General features: G+C 68.1%; 21 protein-coding genes, 1 tRNA gene and 2 pseudogenes. 11 read left to right on the top strand and 13 right to left on the bottom strand.

Going from position 1 to position 20,286, the window contains the following annotated elements:
- Positions 1-410 precede the first annotated feature (410 nt).
- Together OVA11_RS16810 and OVA11_RS16815 are read left to right on the top strand one after the other, a co-directional pair.
- Positions 411-495, top strand: a tRNA-Leu gene (locus tag OVA11_RS16810).
- A gap of 169 nt (positions 496-664) precedes the next feature.
- Positions 665-1,063, top strand: coding sequence for a helix-turn-helix domain-containing protein (locus OVA11_RS16815; protein ID WP_164468184.1), 399 nt, complete (start codon positions 665-667; stop codon positions 1,061-1,063).
- A gap of 3 nt (positions 1,064-1,066) precedes the next feature.
- Here OVA11_RS16815 and OVA11_RS16820 read toward each other — a convergent pair whose 3' ends face one another.
- Positions 1,067-1,840, bottom strand: coding sequence for a competence/damage-inducible protein A (locus OVA11_RS16820; RefSeq protein WP_268068394.1), 774 nt, complete (start codon positions 1,838-1,840; stop codon positions 1,067-1,069).
- 53 nt (positions 1,841-1,893) lie between these two features.
- Between OVA11_RS16820 and sfsA the strand changes: the two genes are divergently transcribed.
- The 6 genes from sfsA to OVA11_RS16850 all read left to right on the top strand — a co-directional run bounded on the left by sfsA (position 1,894) and on the right by OVA11_RS16850 (position 7,297).
- Positions 1,894-2,613, top strand: coding sequence for a DNA/RNA nuclease SfsA (gene sfsA, locus OVA11_RS16825; protein ID WP_268068395.1), 720 nt, complete (start codon positions 1,894-1,896; stop codon positions 2,611-2,613).
- A 57-nt stretch (positions 2,614-2,670) separates the two neighbouring features.
- On the top strand, positions 2,671-3,060 hold the full coding sequence (locus OVA11_RS16830; protein ID WP_268068396.1) for a hypothetical protein: 390 nt from the start codon (positions 2,671-2,673) through the stop codon (positions 3,058-3,060).
- 74 nt (positions 3,061-3,134) lie between these two features.
- Entirely contained in the window at positions 3,135-3,929 is a 795-nt protein-coding gene (locus OVA11_RS16835) for a hypothetical protein (RefSeq protein WP_268068397.1), read from the top strand.
- 134 nt (positions 3,930-4,063) lie between these two features.
- The gene (gene map, locus OVA11_RS16840) at positions 4,064-4,894 is read left to right on the top strand and encodes a type I methionyl aminopeptidase (RefSeq protein WP_268068398.1); all 831 of its coding nucleotides are present in this window, start codon (positions 4,064-4,066) and stop codon (positions 4,892-4,894) included.
- Between the two features lie 181 nt (positions 4,895-5,075).
- Positions 5,076-5,849: a RadC family protein gene (radC, locus tag OVA11_RS16845; protein ID WP_268068399.1), complete on the top strand. Its 774-nt coding sequence runs from the start codon at positions 5,076-5,078 to the stop codon at positions 5,847-5,849.
- Between the two features lie 188 nt (positions 5,850-6,037).
- A complete protein-coding gene (locus tag OVA11_RS16850) occupies positions 6,038-7,297 on the top strand; it encodes a dipeptidase (protein WP_268068400.1) in 1,260 nt (419 codons plus the stop codon).
- Positions 7,298-7,412: 115 nt separating this feature from the next.
- Here OVA11_RS16850 and msrQ read toward each other — a convergent pair whose 3' ends face one another.
- On the bottom strand, positions 7,413-8,039 hold the full coding sequence (gene msrQ, locus OVA11_RS16855; RefSeq protein WP_268068401.1) for a protein-methionine-sulfoxide reductase heme-binding subunit MsrQ: 627 nt from the start codon (positions 8,037-8,039) through the stop codon (positions 7,413-7,415).
- 15 nt (positions 8,040-8,054) lie between these two features.
- Between msrQ and OVA11_RS16860 the strand changes: the two are divergent.
- Positions 8,055-8,151, top strand: a pseudogene (locus OVA11_RS16860) (hypothetical protein); the annotation flags it as partial.
- Between the two features lie 34 nt (positions 8,152-8,185).
- On the opposite strand, the gene msrP reads toward OVA11_RS16860, so the two are convergent.
- From msrP to OVA11_RS16895, 7 genes are all read right to left on the bottom strand, one after another.
- Positions 8,186-9,106 (bottom strand): protein-methionine-sulfoxide reductase catalytic subunit MsrP, encoded by a 921-nt coding sequence (gene msrP, locus OVA11_RS16865; RefSeq protein ID WP_268068402.1) that lies wholly within the window; start codon positions 9,104-9,106, stop codon positions 8,186-8,188.
- A 70-nt stretch (positions 9,107-9,176) separates the two neighbouring features.
- Positions 9,177-9,896 carry a periplasmic heavy metal sensor gene (locus OVA11_RS16870; protein WP_268068403.1) on the bottom strand — a complete coding sequence of 240 codons (720 nt, stop codon included), beginning with the start codon at positions 9,894-9,896 and terminating at the stop codon, positions 9,177-9,179.
- Positions 9,893-10,336, bottom strand: a complete 444-nt coding sequence (locus OVA11_RS16875; RefSeq protein WP_268068405.1) for a hypothetical protein — start codon at positions 10,334-10,336, stop codon at positions 9,893-9,895. The genes OVA11_RS16870 and OVA11_RS16875 overlap by 4 nt, the downstream gene beginning before the upstream one ends.
- 19 nt (positions 10,337-10,355) lie before the next feature.
- Positions 10,356-10,919: an RNA polymerase sigma factor gene (locus OVA11_RS16880; RefSeq protein WP_268068407.1), complete on the bottom strand. Its 564-nt coding sequence runs from the start codon at positions 10,917-10,919 to the stop codon at positions 10,356-10,358.
- Positions 10,920-10,945: 26 nt separating this feature from the next.
- Positions 10,946-11,353, bottom strand: a complete 408-nt coding sequence (locus OVA11_RS16885) for an EF-hand domain-containing protein (protein ID WP_268068408.1) — start codon at positions 11,351-11,353, stop codon at positions 10,946-10,948.
- 103 nt (positions 11,354-11,456) lie between these two features.
- The gene (locus OVA11_RS16890; RefSeq protein ID WP_268068409.1) at positions 11,457-14,333 is read right to left on the bottom strand and encodes a bifunctional [glutamine synthetase] adenylyltransferase/[glutamine synthetase]-adenylyl-L-tyrosine phosphorylase; all 2,877 of its coding nucleotides are present in this window, start codon (positions 14,331-14,333) and stop codon (positions 11,457-11,459) included.
- A gap of 38 nt (positions 14,334-14,371) precedes the next feature.
- Positions 14,372-15,193: an FAD-dependent oxidoreductase gene (locus OVA11_RS16895; RefSeq protein ID WP_268068410.1), complete on the bottom strand. Its 822-nt coding sequence runs from the start codon at positions 15,191-15,193 to the stop codon at positions 14,372-14,374.
- Positions 15,194-15,785: 592 nt separating this feature from the next.
- Here OVA11_RS16895 and OVA11_RS16900 point away from each other — a divergent pair.
- Positions 15,786-16,677: pseudogene (locus tag OVA11_RS16900) on the top strand (M56 family metallopeptidase).
- Between the two features lie 153 nt (positions 16,678-16,830).
- On the top strand, positions 16,831-17,580 hold the full coding sequence (locus tag OVA11_RS16905; RefSeq protein ID WP_268068411.1) for a hypothetical protein: 750 nt from the start codon (positions 16,831-16,833) through the stop codon (positions 17,578-17,580).
- 7 nt (positions 17,581-17,587) lie between these two features.
- Here OVA11_RS16905 and uczS read toward each other — a convergent pair whose 3' ends face one another.
- The 4 genes from uczS to uczR are packed head-to-tail and all read right to left on the bottom strand — an operon-like array spanning position 17,588 to position 20,249.
- Positions 17,588-18,994 carry a two-component system sensor histidine kinase UczS gene (gene uczS, locus OVA11_RS16910; protein ID WP_268068412.1) on the bottom strand — a complete coding sequence of 469 codons (1,407 nt, stop codon included), beginning with the start codon at positions 18,992-18,994 and terminating at the stop codon, positions 17,588-17,590.
- A 6-nt stretch (positions 18,995-19,000) separates the two neighbouring features.
- Complete coding sequence (locus OVA11_RS16915) at positions 19,001-19,309, bottom strand: type II toxin-antitoxin system RelE/ParE family toxin (protein WP_268068413.1); 309 nt, start codon at positions 19,307-19,309, stop codon at positions 19,001-19,003.
- An 8-nt stretch (positions 19,310-19,317) separates the two neighbouring features.
- Entirely contained in the window at positions 19,318-19,545 is a 228-nt protein-coding gene (locus OVA11_RS16920) for a hypothetical protein (protein ID WP_268068414.1), read from the bottom strand.
- Between the two features lie 32 nt (positions 19,546-19,577).
- On the bottom strand, positions 19,578-20,249 hold the full coding sequence (uczR, locus tag OVA11_RS16925) for a two-component system response regulator UczR (protein ID WP_010920598.1): 672 nt from the start codon (positions 20,247-20,249) through the stop codon (positions 19,578-19,580).
- Between the last annotated feature and the right edge of the window lie 37 nt (positions 20,250-20,286).

The raw sequence follows: 20,286 nt of genomic DNA on the forward strand, positions 1-20,286 counted from the left end.
TCCCCAGATCTCGGCTCTCCAGTCTACGCGGAAGCCTGAACCCGCCCCTCAAGGGCGGGTTCTTCGTGCTCTGGCGGGACAGAAGGCGAACGGACAGGCGGTCGCTGAGGAGCGATTTCGCCGATAGAGCCGCGCCGAAGCGCTCTTCACGGCTCACGACGCCAGGAGAAGCTTGGCGCCGACATTCTCGATCAGCGTCCTGAACGCCCAAGTCATCGCATGAAGGCTCACCTCTAAGCCTTCCCGTCAAAGCAAATGCGGACAATAGGCGAGACGAAAACGGCAACGGACTGTGGTCGATCTTGTGCCACAACGGTCCCGAACGCCTCCCGGTGTTCGCTGATCGTTCCACTTGTCAGTTTAGCGAGAGCCTTGTGATTGGGGCCGGAAACCCTTACGCCACGCGGGACGGGGACGTGGCGGAATCGGTAGACGCGCCGGACTTAAAATCCGTTGGAGCAATCCGTGTGGGTTCGAGTCCCACCGTCCCTACCAGCCAACCCACAGACGAGCCAAGAAGTACAGTTCTCGCCTTTGGGGAATAATCATAACAAGCTAGAATAGTCGTTTCAGACGCCCTCGACTCCGGTCAAGATAACCTTGGTCGAATTCCTCGTGCGGCCGCCCACTGTCGCTTCCCCCGTGGCGTTTCGAGTTTCGTAGAATGGCTGAAGACAAGTCTCCCGATCCCGTCGACATCCACGTCGGCCGCCGTTTGCGTATGCGTCGCAAGGACCTGGGCTATTCCCAGCAAGCGCTCGCCGACGCCCTGGGCCTGACCTTCCAGCAAGTTCAGAAGTACGAAGGCGGATCCAACCGGATCAGCGCCAGCAAACTGCATGGCGCAGCCATGTTCTTGAAGACACCGGTGGCATTCTTCTTCGAGGGTCTCGAGGATCCGGAGGGCGTCGACGGCACCGCCGCCGAACTGGCCAACGAGATGGCCAGCTTCTGGTCGCTGCCCGGCGGTCCGGATCTGGCCCGCGCCTTCTCGGCCATCGAGTCGGTTGGCATGCGCAAACACCTGCTGGACCTGGCCCGCGCGATCGCCGGCCAGGAGTAGCGATCAGGCCGGATCGGCCAAAAGCTCGACGTTCTTGGCGCCCGCTTCGGCCAAGGCCGAGATCAGCTCGCTCACAGCGATGTCCAGCTCCGCCGCATCGCGTCCGCGCAGCACAAGATTGGCGCCATAGACGTCCGGCGGCGCGAAGAACGGATAGCTGCCCAGCGACATCTCCGGGTGGGCCTTGGCCACGGCCTCCAGCGGCGCGGCGATGACGCCCTCGCCCGTGCCGGTCACCCGCACCGTCTTGGCCAGCACCACAGCGCCGGTGCGCAGGCGCGGGCCAACGTCCTCCAGCATGCCGCGCATGATCGAGGGCACGCCCGCCAGGACGAAGACGTTGTCCTTCTGGAAGCCGGGCGGGCCCTGCACGGGGTTCTTCACCAGGCTGCCGCCCTCGGGCACATGCGCCATGCGCCGGCGCGCCGCGTTCAGCTGGTCGCCCCAGCGAGCCGTCAGCATGGCGATGATCTCGGGATGCTCGGGCGCGGTGACGCCAAAGGCCTTGGCGATCGAGTCGGCGGTGATGTCGTCGTGGGTCGGACCGATGCCGCCGGTGGTGATGACGTAGTCGTACTTGGTCCGCAGGGCGTTCACCGCGTCGATGATCTCCTGCTCGACATCGGGCACCACGCGGGCTTCGCACAGGTCCACGCCATAGGTCGCCAGATACTTGGCGATGGCCGAGAGGTTGGTGTCCTGGGTGCGGCCCGACAGGATCTCGTCGCCGATGATCATCACCGCGGCTGTCACGCGCTCGCTTTTGGTGGCTGTCATCGCCTCGATCCCCTATCTGCCTTGCTGTTCTCCCCTTTCGACTTAGGCCTCGCATGCTGCTGCCGCAACCGCTGATCCATGGTCGTCTGGTGAGCCGCTACAAGCGGTTCTTCGCCGACCTCGTACTGGACGACGGCCAGGAGATCACCGCCCACTGCCCCAATCCGGGGGCCATGCTGGGGGTGAAGGATCCCGGCCAAGGCGCCTGGGTGTCGTGGTTGGACGATCCCAAGCGCAAGCTGGCCTACACCCTGCAGATGGTCGAGCAGGGAAACGCTCTGGTCGGGATCAACACCCTGCTGCCCAACCGGCTGGTGGCCGAGGCCCTGGCGGCGGACGCCATCCCCGAGCTCTCCGGCTATACGACGATCAAGCCCGAGGTGAAGTACGCCAAGGCCAGCCGCGTCGACTTCCTGCTGACCCACCCCGATCGCCCGCCCTGCTGGCTGGAGGTCAAGAACTGCCACCTCTCCCGCACCCCGGGCCTGGCTGAGTTTCCCGACTGCAAGGCCGAGCGCTCGACCCGCCACCTGGAAGACCTCGTCGCCCAGGTCCGCGAGGGTCACCGGGCCGTGGCCCTGTTCGTCGTCCAGCGCGAGGACTGCGAGGCGTTCAGCGCCTGCGCCGACCTCGACCCGAAGTTCGCGGCGGGACTGGAGGCGGCGGCGAAGGCCGGGGTGGAGGTGCTGGTCTATGCCTGCGCGATGGGGACCAAGGCGGTGCGGATCGATCGGCGGATCGCCTGGACCAACGCTCACCTAACAGCGATTTAAGCTGCATTTCGCGCCCGCTGGGCTAACCCTCTTGCAGGCTCGCGAAGTGGGGATCGCATGAGGAAGACCGTTCTGGCGCTCGCCGCCGTGGCGCTGGCCCTGGTGTCGTGCGGCGCGTCCGATCCCAACACGCCCGAGACCGGCTTCATGACCGGCCTGCGGGCCGTGTTCGCGTTCAAGACCTGCACGAGCAAGCTCGAAGAGCGGTTCGGTCTCAAGGAGATCGCGGGCGTCACCTCCAACGACATGGACCCCCAGCCCACCGGCCGTCCGGGCGAATGGGACGTCAGGTTCACCGCCGACGTCACCGAGAAGGAGAGCGGCCGGGTGACCCGCTACACGGGCGTCTGCCATGTGCGCCGCGACAAGCCCACCACCCTGGACGCCAGCTTCGTCAAGGAACTCAAGGCGGGTACCGACGTCGTGCGGCGGGTCCGCCCGGGCTGAGCCGCGCGGTCGACAAGGCCCGGCGTCGCGGGCAACATGCCCGCCGACCAAAGAGGGTCGGGGGGAAGTTCACTATGCGAGTTCTATGGGGCGCGGTTGTCGCCGGCGCGGCTTTGGCGGCGGCAAGCGCCAGTTGGGGCCAGACCCCCACGACCACGGCCGGTTTCGCCGTTCCCGTCGAGGCCTTGAAACTGGGCGCCGCCAAGACTGGCTTCATGGAGTCGGGCGCATCGGCCGGCGGCCGCCAGATGCTGGTGAAGAGCTACCAGAGCTCCGTTCAGGGCCTTATCAAGAGCAAGACCAAGTTCACCAACGCCTTCCGGTTCATGACGGCGGACGGAGCGGTGACCCTGGCCGGCAAGTGCGTGTTCCGCGCCGAGGGCCGCAGCCTGCTGGGTATCGACTACACCAAGACCGACGCCCGCGGCTACAATTGCGCCGCCGAGGCCCAGGCGCCTGAGCAATACGCCATGGAGGTCGCCCTGCCGTCCTTCGGCGAAGCGCGGATCGGCGGTGCGTTGGGCCTCACCATCAGCAAGGATCGTTCGACGTCCGACGTTCAATCGGTCCTGCGCAGCCGGATGATCTATGCCGGCGTCGCCTACGAGGCCAAGCCGACCGGCTTCTACACCGACAGCTTTATGACCCGCCGGGTCGTACAGGGCTACGACATCCTTCGCGACGGCAAGCTGATCGGGCGCCTAGCCTACCCCAAGAAGGAGATGACCTCGACCAAGGACCAGGGGGACATCATTGTCCCGACCAGCCAGGCCGACGGCCGTGACGCGGTGCTGTTCATGGTCATGTCGCTCAACGCCATGCCGGACGTCTATGCCGAGCAGGTGCGCCGGGAGCTCAGCTGGAACTGAGGCGACCGCTGCGGCGGGCGGAAAGGTCGCGGCGCGCACGCGACTGGCGTTGATCTTTCGTGCTATAAACACGACATAGCCGTTTCAAATCAGCTGTTCGCCGCCCCTCGCGGCGGCGAGCCCCCGAGTAGAGCATGACCCTGGACACCGCCCTCGAGATCGAAGCCGAGACCCGCACGGGTCAGATCAAGCTGCACAAGGCCGAGGACTTCGAGGGCATGCGCAAGGCCGGCAAGCTGGCCGCCGAATGCCTAGACATGCTGATCCCGCACGTGCAGCCGGGCGTCTCGTCCGACGAGCTGGACCGGCTGGCGCGCGAGTTCATCCTCGACAACGGCGGCCTGCCCGCCTGCCTCTACTATCGCGGCTATCCCAAGACGGTCTGCATCTCGCGCAACCATGTGGTCTGCCACGGCATTCCGGGCGACTGGGCCCTGAAGGAAGGCGACATCGTCAATATCGACGTGACCGCCATCGTCGACGGCTGGCACGGCGACACCTCGCGCATGTATGGCGTGGGCGAGGTGGGCCCGCGCGCGCGCCGCCTGGTCGAGATCACCTATGAGGGCATGCGGCGGGGCCTCGAGGCCGTGAAGCCGGGCGCCACGCTGGGCGACATCGGCCACGCCATCCAGTCGTATGTCGAGGCCCAGCGCTGCTCGGTGGTGCGCGATTTCTGCGGCCACGGCCTGGGCCGCGTGTTCCACGACGCCCCGAACATCCTGCACTTTGGCCGCCCCGGCCAGGGCGCGGTGCTCAAGCCCGGCATGTTCTTCACCGTCGAGCCGATGGTGAATCTCGGCAAGCCCGCCGTGAAGGTGCTGAACGACGGCTGGACCGCCGTGACCCGCGACAAGTCGCTGTCGGCCCAGTGCGAGCACTCGATCGGCGTGACGGAGGACGGCTATGAGATCTTCACCGCCTCGCCGGCCGGGCTGTTCCAGCCGGCGATCCTGGGCGGCTGATCCCCCAAATCCTCCCCCCAGCGGGGGAGGTGGCCGAAGGCCGGTGGGGGAAGTGCTTGCGAGCCCGCCCCTCCCTCCTCCGTCGTCTCTTCGAGTCGACACCTCCCCCATTGGGGGAGGATTTATCGCTAGACAACCTTGGCGATAAACCGCCTACTGCTCGCGTAGAGTCGAGGGCGGTATGGTCAGTGTTTCTTCCCTGGCGATCTCCGACGGCGCGCCCGATGAGCCGCCCGCGCATACGCCCGCTCCCCTGCCGCCCAAGCCGCCTCGGAAGTCCGCCCACGCCCATCACCTGGGCCACCGGGAGCGCCTGCGCGAGCGGGCGGCCAAGGGCGGGTTCGTCGCCCTGCCCGACTATGAGCTGATCGAGCTCTTCCTGTTCCGCACCTTCCCGCGCGGCGACGTCAAGCCGCTGGCCAAGGCGCTGCTCACCCGGTTCGGCTCGCTGGACGCGGTGCTGGGCGCGACGGTCGAGGAGCTGCGCACCGTGCAAGGCGTGGGCGAGGCCGCCGCCATGGACCTGAAGCTGCTGCACGAGGTGGCCCTACGCGCCGGCCGCGACAAGATCGCCAAGCGGCCGGTCATCTCGTCCTGGAGCGCCCTGCTGGGCTATGTCCGCGTGGCCCTGGCCAACGAGTCGCGCGAGCAGTTTCGGGTGCTGTTCCTCGACAAGAAAAACCAGCTGATCGCCGACGAGGTGCTCAACCGCGGCACGGTCGATCATGCCCCCGTCTATCCGCGCGAGGTGATGCGCCGGGCGCTGGAGCTCTCCTCCAGCAACATCATCATTCTGCACAACCATCCGTCCGGTGATCCGACCCCGTCGCGCCCCGACATCGACATGACCAAGCAGATCGTCGAGGCCGGAAAAGCCCTGAAGATCGCCGTGCATGATCATTTGGTGGTCGGTCGCGACGGCGTGGCCAGCTTCAAGGCGCTGGGGTTGATGTGACCTTGCCCTGTCATCCCGGCCGCAGCGCAGCGGAGAGCCGGGATCGCAGCAAACGCTCAGTTTTTCGGCGGTCCCGGGTCTTCGCCCGGGATGACACGGCTTTTAGGCCCAATGCTTCCTGCGTCCAGCTTGACGCCTGAACTGTAAACCTTGAGCGTCGCGGCTCCCAGTTCGTCCGGAGTCCGCCCATGCGTCGCCTGCTCACCGCCCTGCTCGCCTCGACCGCCCTGCTGGGCGGCGTCGCCGACGCCCAAGCCCAGACCACGGCCAAGGCCAAGGCGCCGGCCGCCCCGCCGGCGGTGTCCAAGGCCGACAAGGCGCTGCACGACAAGGTCCTGACGCTGGACACCCACCTCGACACCCCGACCCACTTCGGCCGGCCCGGCTGGGACATCGCCGACCATCACGAGGTCGAGCACGACTTCAGCCAGGTCGACCTGCCGCGCATGAACCAAGGGGGCCTGGATGGCGGATTCTTCGTCGTCTACATCGGTCAAGGCGACCTGACCGAGAAGGGCTACACCTACGCCCGCGACTACGCCCTGCATCGTCTGATCGAGATCCGCGAGATGCTGGCGGCCAACCCCGACACGTTCGAAATGGCTCTGACCTCGGACGACGCCCGCCGCATCGCCAAGGCGGGCAAGAAGTTCGCCTTTGTCAGCATGGAAAACAGCTGGCCCGTCGGCGAGGACCTCAGCCTGGTCGAGACCTTCTACAAGGAAGGCCTGCGGATGGCCGGTCCCGTCCACTTCCGCAACAACCAGCTGGCCGACAGCTCGACCGACCCGAAGGGCAAGATCTGGAACGGCTATTCGCCGCTGGGTCTGCGCTGGCTGGCCGAGGCCAACCGCCTGGGGATCGTCATCGACGTCAGCCACGCCAGCGACGACGTCGTCGACCAGTCGGTGGCCCTGTCCAAGGCCCCGATCATCGCCTCGCACTCGGGCCCCAAGGCGGTCTATGACCACCCGCGCAATCTCGATGACGCGCGTCTCAAGAAGATCGCCGACGCCGGCGGCGCCATCTGCATCAACTCGATCTATCTGACCGACACCACGCCCAGCCCCGAGCGCAAGGCCGCCCTCGAGGCCCTGGGCCGCGCGCCTGACATGAAGACCGCCACGCCCGAAGCGGTGAAGGCCTATGCCGACAAGCGCGCGGCCATCGACAAGGCCTATCCGGCGGCCCGTGGCGACTTCGACCTCTACATGAAGAGCATGCTGCACGTCTTGAAGGTGGCCGGGCCCAAGGGCGTCTGCGTCGGCGCCGACTGGGACGGCGGCGGCGGCATGGACGGCTTCGAGGACATCACCGACCTGCCCAAGATCACCGCCCGCCTGAAGGCCGAGGGCTATTCGGACGCCGACATCGAGGCCATCTGGAGCGGGAATGTGCTGCGCATTGTTGATGCAGCGCAGGCCTATGCGAAGAGCGTGGCGAAGTAAGCGCGCTCCAATCCTCCCCCTAGCGGGGGAGGTGGTCCGAAGGACCGGAGGGGGAAGTGCTTGCAGATCTTGCCCCTTCCCCCTCCGTCGTCTCTTCGCGCCGACACCTCCCCCGCTAGGGGGAGGATTTCTTCAGCGCTCCCCGCCCCTCCCAAACCCGCCACAGCATCAGCGCCGCAAAGATAGCGCCATAGACGATCGGCGGCCGGTGGTCGGCCTTGACCAGCAGGTAGTAGTGGGCCACGCCCAGCGGCACGATCAGATAGACCAGCGTGTGTAGCCGGCTCCACGCCGCGCGGCCCATGCGGATCACCCAGCCGTTGGTCGAGGTGATCGCCAGCGGGATCAGCAGCACAAAGCCCAGCATCCCCAGCGTGATGAACGGCCGCTTGAGGATGTCCTTCCACAGCTGGTTCCAGTCAAAGAACAGGTCGACGCCGACATAGGTCAGCAGGTGCAGCAGGATGTAGGCGAAGGCGAACAGGCCGACCGTGCGGCGGAACCGGACCAGCCGAGGTTGCTTGAAGATCCGCGCCGCCGGGGTGATGGCCAGACCCACCAGCAAGAGCCGCAGCCCCCATTCGCCCAGGTCGCGGATCAGCTTGTCGATCGGATTGGCGCCCAGCTCACCCGCAAAGCCGCGCCAGGCCAGCCACGCCAGCGGCGCGAAACAGGCCAGCCAGACGAGACCGTAGACGAGGTTGTCCTGGAGCTTTGAGGGGCGTTTGCGCACTGAATTCATGGCATCACCCAACCCGTGTCATCCCGGCCGGAGCGCGCAGCGCGGAGCGCCGGGACCCAGGGGGCGAAGAAGCGCCGCGCTGGCCGCCCCTGGGTCCCGGATAGCCTCTGCGAGGCTTCCGGGATGACACGAAGAGGAAGCCCACCCTAGTAGAACCGCTTCAGGTCCATGCCCCGGTACATGTCGGCCACCCACTCGCCATAGCCGTTGAAGGCCAGGGTCTCGCGGCGGCGGAACTCGCCGATGCGGCGTTCGGTGGCCTGGGACCAGCGGGGGTGATCCACGGCCGGATTGACGTTGGAGTAGAAGCCGTATTCGCGCGGGGCCAGGACGTTCCACGACGTCACCGGCTGCTTCTCCACCAGGCTGATGCGGACGATCGACTTGATGCCCTTGAAGCCATACTTCCACGGCACGACCAGACGCAGCGGCGCGCCGTTCTGATTGGGCAAGACGTCGCCATAGAGGCCCACCGCCAGCAGGGTCAGCGGGTGCATGGCCTCGTCGATGCGCAGGCCTTCGCGATAGGGCCAGTCCAGCGTGTTCCAGGCCTGGCCCGGCATTTCGGAGGGACGCATGACCGTCTCGAACGCTACGAACTTGGCCTTCGAGGTGGGTTTGACGGTGGCCAGCAGGTCCTTCAGCGGGAAGCCGACCCATGGAATGACCATCGACCAACCCTCGACGCAGCGCATCCGGTAGATGCGCTCCTCCAGCTTGTTCTTGCCGATCAGGTCCTCGATGCCGACCGTGCGCGGCGCCTCGCAGGCGCCGTCGATTCGCACCGTCCAGGGGCGCGGCTTGAACTTGCCCGAGTTCTGCGCCGGATCGCTCTTGTCGACGCCGAACTCATAGAAGTTGTTGTAGGTGGTGATGTCCTCTTTCGAGGTCGGCTTTTCGGTGGTCGAGAAGCCCCGGCTGTAGGTCAGGTCGGCCTTCGCCTCGCCCGCCGCCGCGCCGGCCACGCCCAGGCCCGCAAGCCCCGCCATCAAGGTCCGGCGCTTCAGGTAGACGCCGTGGTCGGTGACGTCGTTGTCGGTCAGGTCGGCGGCATGGCGGATCAGCATGGGAACGCTCCGGCGTGGCTTGCGTCCATGATACGCAGCGGCGCGCGGTTTGGTTACCTGCGCTGCGCGATTATTGTCGCCCGGGCCGAGCGCCCCCCGGCTCGCGCGCCCCCGGCTCGCGCCCCTGGGCGGCGTAGATTTGCTGCAACCCCTCGGCCAGGGCCGCACGTTCGGCGGGCGGCAAGGTCGCGGCGAACGCGGCAACGGCCGACTCGACATTGGTGCGGGCCTCTTGTTCCAGCGCGCGAGCATTGGCCAGACGGCGCGCCACATCAGCCGGGTCGGCGCCGGGGGTCGACAAGGCCTGTAAGGCTGAGCGCCGCTCTTGGCGGGCTTGGCGGAGGATCGGCTGGTTCTTCTGGTTCACCGCCCTGAGGGTCTGGCGCAGCGCGACGCGGTTCTCCGGCGAAAGCTGCTCGCCCGCCGTCCAGATGGGCGCGCGCGCCGGACGCTGATCCGATGGGGAAACCGTCGGTGCGGGCGTCGATGCGGGTTTGCTCGTCGCCGCTCTCACCGGCTCGTCGCGCGGTCGGGCAGGCGTTGTCGCGCGGCTTGGCGAGGCTAGTGCGCCCTGATCTGTTGTGGCGGGCGGCGAGACGGGGGCGATTACGGGCGGCGCAGCGGCGGGCGCAGGGCTAGGCGGCGCGGTGCGCTCCTCAGCGTCCGATGCGGGCGCGGCCTTGGGAGCCGTCAGCCGCACATAGGCCACGCCGGCGATCCCGCCGATCAGGAACACATTGAGGGCCGCCGATGCGATCAGGCCGATCAACAGCGGGCGTGAGACACTCATAACTCGGATGGCTCCTGAAGGGCGTCCTGCAGGTCCTGATAGACCTCTGCAGCGGTGACCACCTCGCTGTGCGGCGCTTGCGCGGGCAATGTCGGCGCGTGAGCGTGTCCGCCCAGCGCCACACCCGCCAGCACGCCGGCGACAGCGGCCGCCGACAGGCCCAGCGCCGCCGACAGACCTGCTGCCCAGCGGCGCGCGGTTTTCGGGGCCTGGGGCGCGGCGGTGATCAGGCGGCCCAACAACGCTGCGTCCACCGCTTGCGCCGGCGCCAGGTCCAGAAGCCGGTCGACCTGCGACGCCTCAGCCAGAACGCTCGCCAGGGCCGTCGGATCGGACGCCAGCAAGGCGCGCGCGGCCTCGCGCTCGCCCTCGGGCCACCGCGCGATCTCGCCGCCATAGGCTTCCGCCAGCGCCTGAAAGCGCAGGACGGACATCGCCATTGCCATTACCCGGCCTCCTTCATCGCCCGTCGTCCCCCGCCAGATCGGCCAGCGACGCCTTCAGCGCCCGGCGTCCGCGCGAGAGCAGGCTTTCCAGCGCCTCGACGCTGATCGCCATCAACCCCGCCGCCTCGATATTGCCAAGCCCCTGGTGGTGACAAAGCACGATCGCCTCGCGTTGGCGCTCCGGCAGGGCGGCCAGGGCCGCCTCGACCCGGCGGGACAGATCGGCGCGCATCAGGCCAGCGTCCGGCGCGGGCCCCGTGTCGACCTGCTCGGGCGGACTGTCGGTGACCACCTCCCGCCGCCGCCGCAGCCGGTCGTAGCAGAGATTCAGCGCCACCCGGTGCAGCCAGGTGTCGAAGCGAGCGCCGCCGGGCTTCCACCCCCGCGCCTGCTTCCAGGCGCGCAAGAAGGTCTCCTGAGCCACGTCCTCGGCCTCGCCGGAGTCGTTGAGCATCCGGCGCGCCAGGGCGAGAATGCGCGGCAGGCGCCGGTCCAGCAGGGTTCGTACGGCGGTCGGGTCGCCCCGTCCCACCCCCGCCAGCAAGGCTTCGTCGGGATCGTTCCCGTCGGAGACCAAACCTCAGCTCGCCGCGCACGTCGTCATCAGATCCCGACCTTGGGCCCGCCGCCCCTGGCGCTCAACTCCTCAAGCGTCAGAACGCCATCATTATTGGCGTCCATCCGCTTGAAGCGCATGGCCATCACGGCGTTGGCCTCGGTCCTGGAGAGCGTGCCGTCCTTGTCGGCGTCGAAGCGCGCGAACATCCGCGGACCGCGCTTTCCGGCCTTCTCGGCCTTGGCGTCGGCCTCTGGGTTCTGCTTGCGCAGGCTGCCGAACTCGTCTGACGAGATCTTCCCGTCCTTGTTGATGTCGAGGCGCGAGAACATCTTGTCGCCGTTCTTGGCCTGGAATTGCGCCAGCGTCATGCCGGTCGGTGCGGGGGTCTGGGCCAACGCCGGCGCGGCCAGGGTCAGCAGTGCGCCGGCCGCGATCAGGGTGTGTTTCATCATCAGACTCAAGGTCTCCAAAAGCTGGACAGCCCATCCCATGGAGCGTGAAACGCGGGACGGTGGGCATTCCGTCGCGGGGGCGGATGAGAAATTCAGAGCGCCCCTACCCCTTCACCACCGCCTCATAGGCCGCCCGGGCCTCGGCCTTGGCCTTGGCGAGCTTGGGCTTGAGCGACTTGAACTGGGCCACGCCACCCGCCTTGGCCAGCAGGGCCTTGAAGGCCTTGGGCTCGGCCTCGACGTCAGCGCCGTCCTCCAGCGCCACCTTGATCAGCTGCGAAAGGTCCTGCTCCAGCCGCCAGGCCGCCTCCAGTCGGCTCAACGCGCCCGGGTCGGCCAGGCCAGCCTCGCGCAGCGCCGCCAGCGCCTCGCCGGTGTTCTGTCGCAGCGGCCCGTCCGCCGCTGCATGGGCCAGTTGCATGAACTGGGCGGCGAACTCGATGTCGACAAGGCCGCCGGGGTCCAGCTTGAGGTCCCAGTCGCCCTTGCCCGGCCGCTCGCGCTCCATCAGCTGGCGCATCTCGATGACGTCGGCGACGGTCTTCTTCCACGCGCGCGGACGCCGCAGCGCCGCGGCGATCGCCCCCTCGGCCCGCACCTTGAAGTCCGGCGAGCTGGCCCACACCACCCGCGCCCGGGTCAGGGCCAGGAGCTCCCAGGTCTCGGCCTCACGCTCGTAGTAATCCTCGAAAGCCGCGAAGCTGACCGCCACGGGTCCTTTGGCGCCCGAGGGCCGCAGCTTCATGTCGACCTCGTAGAGCGCCCCCTCGCTGGTCGGCGCCGACAGGGCCGAGATCAGCCGCTGGGTGAACCGGGCGTAGAAGACCTCCGCGCTCCAGTCCTTGACGGCCGACATGGCGCGCGGATCATCGGCGGCGTAGAGGGTCATCAGATCAAGGTCCGACTTGGCCGTCATCTCCCGCGATCCGGCCTTGCCCAGGGCCACCACCGCCACCTGACCGGGGAAGCCGCCGCCGATCCGCTCGACCTCGGCCAGGGCGGCCGGCGCCAGCCCGCCGATGATCAGGTCGGCCAGCTCGGCGAAGGCGCGGCCGATATCGCGGGCGTCGGCGGTGCCGCTCATCACCCGCACGCCGATGCGGAAGCTCTGGTCGCGGAACAGGCGACGGGCGGCGTCCATCGCCCCCTCGAAGTCCTCCGGGTCCCACGGCGCGATCGCCGGGGTCTCAATCGGTCCGAAAAAGGTCGGGTCCAGCAGGGCGTCCAGCGCAGTCGGCCGCTTGGCCATGGTGGCGGCCAGACGCGGGGCGAAGGCCATGACCTCGACGATCAGCTCGAACAGGCGCGGCTGGGCCAGGAACAGCGACTGGATCTGCACGCCCGACGACAGGCGGCTGAAGAAGTCGGAAAAGCGGTTGAAGGCCTGGTCCGGCGCGCCGGTGGCGTTGGCCGCGTCCAGGAGGCGCGGCGCCAGGCGCGTGAAGAGCTCGCGGCCCCGCTCGGTGCGGGTGGCGGCGATGTGGCCGTGGTGCCAGCCCCGGATGGTGGCGGCCACCCGCTCGGGGCTGGAAAAGCCCATCCGCTTCAGGGTGGCCAGGGTCTCGGGATCGTCCTCGACGCCGGTGAACACCAGGCTGCCGAAACGCGAGGACAGCGCCTCCTCGCCGGCGAACAGGCGGCCGTAGCGCAGGTTCACGCCTTTGAGGATCTTGCCGACCGCGGCGTCGAACACCCGAAGGTTCGCCTCGCCCCACAGGGCCGCAACCTTCTTGCGCTCGACGTCGGACTCCGGGAGCTTGTGGGTCTGGTCGTCGGCGATCATCTGGGCGCGGTGCTCCAGCGCCCGCAGATCCTTGTAGGCCTGCGTCAGCCAGGCGGCGTCCTCGGGAGTGACGTGGCCGGCGGCGGCCAGGGCCTGGAGGGCGTCCAGCGTGCGGGGGCTGCGCAGGTCCGGCTGACGCCCGCCCAGGATCAGCTGCTGGGTCTGGACGAAGAACTCGATCTCGCGGATGCCGCCGCGCCCCAGCTTCAGGTCCGCGCCCTTGGCGGTCAGGCGGTCGTCGACCTTGTAGGTGTGGATCTGGCGCTTGATCGAGTGGATGTCGGCGATGGCCGCGAAATCCAGGTTCCGACGCCAGATGAACGGCTGCAGCCCCGCGAGGAACGCCGCGCCCTCCGCCGCATCGCCGGCGGCGATCCGCGCCTTGATGTGGGCCGCCCGCTCCCAGTTCTGGCCGACGCTCTCATAGTAGTCCATGGCCGCGTCGACCGGCATGGCCGGCGGGGTCGAGGACGGGTCGGGGCGCAGGCGCAGGTCGATGCGGAACACATAGCCGTCACCGGTGCGCTCCTGCAGGATGCGGCCCAGGTGGTTGGCGATCCGCACCGCCACCGCCTGCGGCTCGTGCCCCTCGGCGACCGGCAGTTTTTCGGGCGCGTAGAAGATCGAAAAATCGATGTCGCTGGAATAGTTCAGCTCAAACGCGCCGTGCTTGCCCATGGCCACGCAGAAGAGGCCGGGCGCGGGCCCCGCCGCCCCCTCGCCGACATGGGTCAGGGCGCCGCGCGCCACCTCCTGCCGGACTGCCTGGGCCAGGGCCGCATGCAGCACCGCGTCAGCGAACCGGGTCAGGGCGCCGGTCACCTGATCCAGGTCCCAGACGCCGCCAAGGTCGCTGATCGCGGTCAGGAGGTGCAGGTCGGCCTTCAGCTCGCGCAGGACCCGGCGCGCGGTCTCGAAATCCGGCTCGGCGGCGACGGCCTCGGCCTGGCTGAGGATCGCCGCCAGGGTCTGGTCGGGATCGCCGGCCAGGATCATCGGCAGGCGCTTGCCGTCGCGCCGCGCCAGGCCCGCCAGATAGGGCGAGGCGGCGAACACCGGCGCCAGAGCGCTCCAGGCGGCCTCGACCTTGTCCATGGCCTCGCCGACCCGCTTGGCGATGGCCTCATGCGCCCGCTCGGCCGCCTTGGCGTCGATGACGGGGCCGCAGGGGGTGGGGCGATCAGCGAGGCGAGTCATGGGCGCCACGGTGGACCGCCCCCGCCCCCTCGGCAAGATCAGGTGCGGCGCGGCGCCATGCGAGCGATCAGTTCGGCCACGGTCGCCACCGCCGCCTTGGCCTCGGCCATGTCGGCGACCTCGCGATCGTCGCCATAGCCATAGGCGTCAGACGCCCCGACCTGCTGGAACACGATGCCGTCCCGGCGCGGCAGCACCGAGACGTTGCAGTAGTAGAAGCCATAGCGCAGCTCGGGCTGGGGGATCAGCCAGGCGATCTGGCCGCGCACCGGGATGAGGCTGTCGTCCTTCCACAGGGCGCGGGCGCCATAGCCGGTGCAGTTGACGATCACCGGCTCCTTCAGCTCGGCCAGCTGGCTGGCCGACTGGAAGGCCCGCCGCTCGAACCGTCCGCCCGCCAACAGGAAGTCGGTCATCAGCACATGGGCGTATTCGGTGACGTTGAACTGCAGCGAGGCGGCGCGGCGGGCGTGGGCCACGGGAAAGGGATTGTCGCGCGGCTCCAGCGTGACCGGACGCGGGGTGATGTCGCGGATGTGTTCGACCAGCTCCAGGAACTTGGGAACCCCGGGCGTGGCGGCGTGGCGCGCGGTCGGCGGGCCATCGGACAGGGTGTAGCGGTCGCTCCATTCCACCGGCGAGCCGGCAAGACCCACATAGTCCTGGAAGCGGCGGAACGAGGTCCGCGCCATGCCTTCCCACAGGGCGGCGAAGTCGGCTGCGGTCTCGCCCTCGGCGGCGATGCGCGAGTCGGGCGACCAGGTGCCGGTGGCCCGGGCAGAGCGGGTGTCGGCAAGGCGCTCGGCGGCGTAGATCGTCACCTTGGCCCCGGCCTGACGCAGCACGGTGGCGGCCGTCAAGCCAAGGGGCGCCGCAGCCGATCACCGCCACGTCGCGCGGGCCGTCGGCCAGGGCCTTGCGCGCCACGATCTCGGCCGAGCCCCACGACAGCGACCAGCCGCTGCCGCCGTGGCCGTAGTTGTGGATCACGGTCTTGTCGCCCAGCGGTTCGACGTCAAAGCGCGGTCCGGCCTTGCGGAACGGCCGCAGGCACACCGTCACGCGGGTGATGCGATCAGCCTCGGCCCGGACCAGCGGCAGGGTCGGCCGCCGCGCGACCAAGGGTCCGCCGACGCTGGCGCAACCCGCCAGGCCGCTGGCCCCGAGACCGCTGGCGCCCAGACCCGCCAGCATCGCCCGTCGCCCTAAAGTCGCCCCGCCCATCGCCCCGCCTGCCTGCAAGTTCGCTCGTCTGGGGCAGTTGAGATCTCGCGCCGCGCCGCGACCATCCCAAGGCCGGCTTGCAGGTTCGCTTTGTTGCGGGACGCCCTGGCCTTAGGCGCCCGGCGTGGTCGGCGTAACAGTTGCGGTCAGCCCGGCGCTCGCGGCGCTTGACCTTCCGTATTACAGTTGTAACCATGACGATCAGGAAACGGCAGGAACCGCCCGACCATGATCGAGCTCTTCGCCCTCGCCCTGATCCGGGCCCAGATCGCCGCCGCCGCCGCCGTGCTGCTGGTGCTGATCCTGCGGCCGTCCGCCCGCCGGCTGTTCGGCCCGCGCCGGGCCTATGCGCTGTGGGGCGTGGTTCCGGCCGCCGCCGCCGCCGCCTTCCTGCCCAGCCTGGCTGAGACGATGAACCTGGGCGCGCCCACCCAGCCGCTGGGCGCCTGGGCGCCGAAGCTGGTGGGGCTGTGGCTGGTCGGCTGCGCGATCGCCACCGCCGTCCTGGTGCTGCGCGAGCGCCTCTTCCGCCGCCGGGTTGATCAGGGCAAGGCCGGTCCCGCCGTGATGGGCGCCCTGTGGCCGCGCATCGTGCTACCCGCCGACTTCGCCCAGCGCTTCGACGCCCGCGAGCGCGACCTGATCGTCCTGCACGAGCGCACCCATATCCAGCGCGGCGATCCGATCGCCAATCTGGTCATCGCCGGCGCCGGCGTCCTTTGCTGGTGTAATCCGATGATCGCCCTGGCCCAGCATTTCATCCGCATCGACCAGGAGCTGGCCTGCGACGCCACCGTGGTGGGCCCTGCGCTCGGACATCCGCGCCGACTACGCCCGCGCCCTGATGAAGGCCCAGATGGGCGGGAGCGTCTCGCCGCTGGCCTGCGGCTGGGCCACTCACCCTCTGATCCTGCGCGTCTCGCTGCTCAGCCGCCGCGAACCCAGCCTGCACCGCGACATCGCCGGCTTTCTGACCATGACCTTCCTGGCGATCATGGCCATGGTCGTGGTCTGGAGCGTCGCCCCACGCGGGCCCGACTATCGCGACCTGCGGCCGGGCCTGGCCCCGGAGATGGATCCCTATACGGGCGCGATCACCTGGGTGGCGGTGTCACGATAGGGCCACGGATACCGACATCTAGACCTACCCATTGACACAACCCAAGGAGATATCTTTAAATAATTCCCTCAATTATTGCGCTTTATCAGATCGTCGCGAGGAGGCCGGACTCGCAATGATCCCCCCGCGCTCTGCCTGCGGACTTCGTGCGCCATGGAAGCTCCTCCCTCCAAGCCGCTGGCCAAGGCCGCTGACGACTACATCGCCATTGGCAAGAACCTGTTGGCCCTACTACGCGATCTTGTGCTGGTCGTACTCTTCCTCCTTCTGCTTCTGACACCCGACTTCGTCGGCGGGAGGTTGGCGGCGGCTGGCTTCGAGGAAGGCGACCTCATGGGCTTCAAATGGAAGCGGACCGCAACGCGGTTTGGGTCCGAGGTGGAACGTCTGAGCCAGTCATTGGTGGACGCTCAGGACCTGATTAAGCGTCAATCGGCGCAACTGAAGGAGAACGAGAAGCAGCTCGCCGCCTTGACCTCGCATAATCCGAGCGAAGGGTCGGGCCAGCTAGAGGCGCTGAAGGCTGCGAACCAGAAGGTCATCCAGGATGCCAGTGTGGGCGGAGAATCGATCGTTCGCGCCTTGGCTAAAGCGGCACCCGTCGTAGATCAGGCTCAAAGCCTCGCCAGCCCCGGATCCCAATGGGCCGTCGTGTTCAGTGGCAACGCCAATCTCGAGGGCGGCCAATATGAGCAAGGCCTAGTGGCGCGCAAGTGGCAGGTCGAGGGCGCCGACATCTATTACCGCGCGGGCTCGTACCGGGTGGTGAAGCGCACCGATAACCGGGAGGAAGCCGTACAGATCGCCAACACGATCAGTTCGCGCTATCCCGACGCTTACGTGGTGAATTTCAAAACTTGGTGCGCCAAGCCGACCTCCAAGGACAACTACTACACCTGCTAGCAACCCCCTACTCCACCCGCGGCAGCACCAGCGCCACGCGCAGGCCCGGGCCCATGCCGTTGTACTCGCCGGGCCCTTCCGACAGTTCCAGGCGGCCGCCGTGCGAGGCCGCCACGGCGCTGACCAGCGACAGGCCAAGGCCCGCGCCCGGTTCGCTGCGGCTGTTTTCCAGGCGCACGAAGCGCTGGACCACGCGGGGGCGATCGGCCTCGGGCACGCCGGGGCCGGTGTCGGTGACCGAGAACTCCAGCTCCTCCGACGAGGTGCGGCGCGCGCGCAGCATGATCGCTCCGCCCTCGGGCGTGTACTTGATGGCGTTGTCGAGAATGTTGGCCAGGGCCTGGGCCAGGAACTCGCGATTGCCCTTGATGACCAGGGCCGGCGTGATCTCGGCCTTGAAGTCCAGACCCTTGTCCTCGCAGGACAGCTCGTAGAGCTCGGCCATGTCGCCGGCCAGCTCCGAGGCGTCGAACTGCCGCTGGTCCGGGGCCGAACCGGCCGCCTGCAGGCGGGCGATGGCCAGCACGGCGTTGAAGGTCTTGAGCACACCGTCGGCGTCCTGCAGGGCCGTCTCCAGGGCCGCGACGGGGTCGCCCTTGCCGTTCTCGGCGTCGATCAGCGCCACCTCCATGCGGGCGCGCAGGCGGGTCAGCGGCGAGCGCAGGTCGTGGGCGATGGCGTCGCCCGCGTGGCGCAGGCCGCCCATCAGACGCTCGATCCGGTCGAGCATGTCATTGAGGCCCTCGGCCAGCTCGTCATACTCATCGCGCGTGCCCCGCACCCGGGCGCGGGCGTGCAGATCACCGCCGCGCACGGCGTTGACCACGTCCACCAGGCCCTGCATCGAGCGGCTGACATTGCGGCTGATCAGCACCCCGCCGGCCATGCCCAGCAGGATCACCAGCGCCCCCGCGCCCCACAGCGCCCGGACGATCTTGCGGACATAGGCTTCGGAGGCGTCGACATCGGCGCCGACGAACAGGATCTCGCCATTGTCCAGCCGCTGCTGCACGCCGCGCGCGGCGGCCTTGACCTCAGCCCCATCGAGATCGGTCTCGGTGACCTTGAAGCTGGCCCATTCGGGCCCGTCGCCGGTGAAACCCGAGACCGGCGACTCCTCGATCGAACCGGAGATCCGCTTGCCGTCCTTGTCGGCCAGGAAATAGAGGAACGGCCGCTCGCTGGTGGCCCGCTCGACGATGGTCTGGTTCAGCGCGTCGACGCCGCCCTGGCGATAGGCCGCCTCCAGGCTCTCGAACTCGCGGCTGATTTCGGCCTGGGCGCGGCGGTTCACCTCGCCGGCCGTGGCCACATAGATGTAGCCCAGAAAGGCGCTGGCGGCCGCCGCGAACAGGGCCAGGAACAGCAGGGTCAGCCGGAACGGCGTGGTGCGGAGAAGGCGCGGCAGACGCATGGTGCTTCAGGATTTTCCCCGTAAGGTCGAACCGAGATCACGGCGGCCGTCGACAATCCGCATCACGCGCACGTCATCACCCACCAGCTTGTAGACGATTGTCCAGGGCGACACGGGAAAGGTCATGATCTGGTGCCCCTCCAGATCAGCGCGTTGTCGCCCCAGTCTTGGAAAATCGCCAAGACGAGCCATGGCGGCTTCCAGTCGCCTCAACTGAGCCACGGCGACCTCCACACCATTGTTGAGGCAAATCCCGACAAAGATACCGTCAAGATCGCGCGCGACCCTTCTCGCCCTGAAGACTCTCCCCGTCACGTTCGGGATCAGGGCTTGTGGTTGAGCCTGCGGATTCCTTCCGCAATGATCTCGTCAAAGCTGCGCTCGTCGTATTCGCCCCGATCGAATTCGGCTTGCGCTTCATCCAACGAGGCCACCAACGCATCGCGGTTGCGCTCTAGCCACGCGTCGAACTGAGCCTCGCAATCAGCCTCCGACATCAAGTCGTCAAAAGCGCCATCCGGTTGCACTGAGGGCTTGGCAGGCTTGTTCATGATCTGATCCTACCACGCCGGCGGCGGCTCGCCTACGGATCCAGCCGGTAGCCGGCGCCGCGCACCGTCTGCAGCATGGCCCGGTCGAAGCCCTTGTCGATCTTGCTGCGCAGGCGCGAGATGTGCACGTCGATGACGTTGGTCTGCGGATCGAAGTGATACTCCCAGACCTTCTCCAGCAGCATGGTGCGGGTCACCGACTGGCCGGCGTGGCGCATCATGAACTCCAGCAGCTGGAACTCGCGCGGCTGCAGGTCGATCTCCTTGCCCTGGCGATGGACCGTGCGGTTGATCAGGTTCATTTCGAGCTCGCCCACCTTCAGGGTGGTGGCGACCGCGCCTGTTTCGCGGCGGCGCGACAGGGCCTCGACGCGGGCCATCAGCTCGGGGAAGGCGTAGGGCTTGACCAGATAGTCGTCGGCGCCGGCCTTCAGGCCGACCACGCGGTCATTGACCTCGCCCAGGGCCGACAGGAACAGCACCGGCGTCTGGTCGCCTTCGCGACGCAGGGTCTCGACCACGGTCACGCCGTCCATCTTGGGCATCATCCGGTCGACGACCAGCACGTCCCAGCCGCCCTTCTGGGCCTCGGCCAGGCCCGCCTCGCCGTCCGGCGCGTGAGCGACGTCGTAGCCGGCTTCCTTCAGCCCGTGCGCCATGGCGCCGGCGGCTTCCAGATCGTCCTCGATAATCAGAATGCGCATCGCAAAAGCCCCTCATGCGCCAGACGCGGTGGTGGAA

Source organism: Caulobacter sp. SL161, from assembly GCF_026672375.1.
Lineage (GTDB): Bacteria > Pseudomonadota > Alphaproteobacteria > Caulobacterales > Caulobacteraceae > Caulobacter.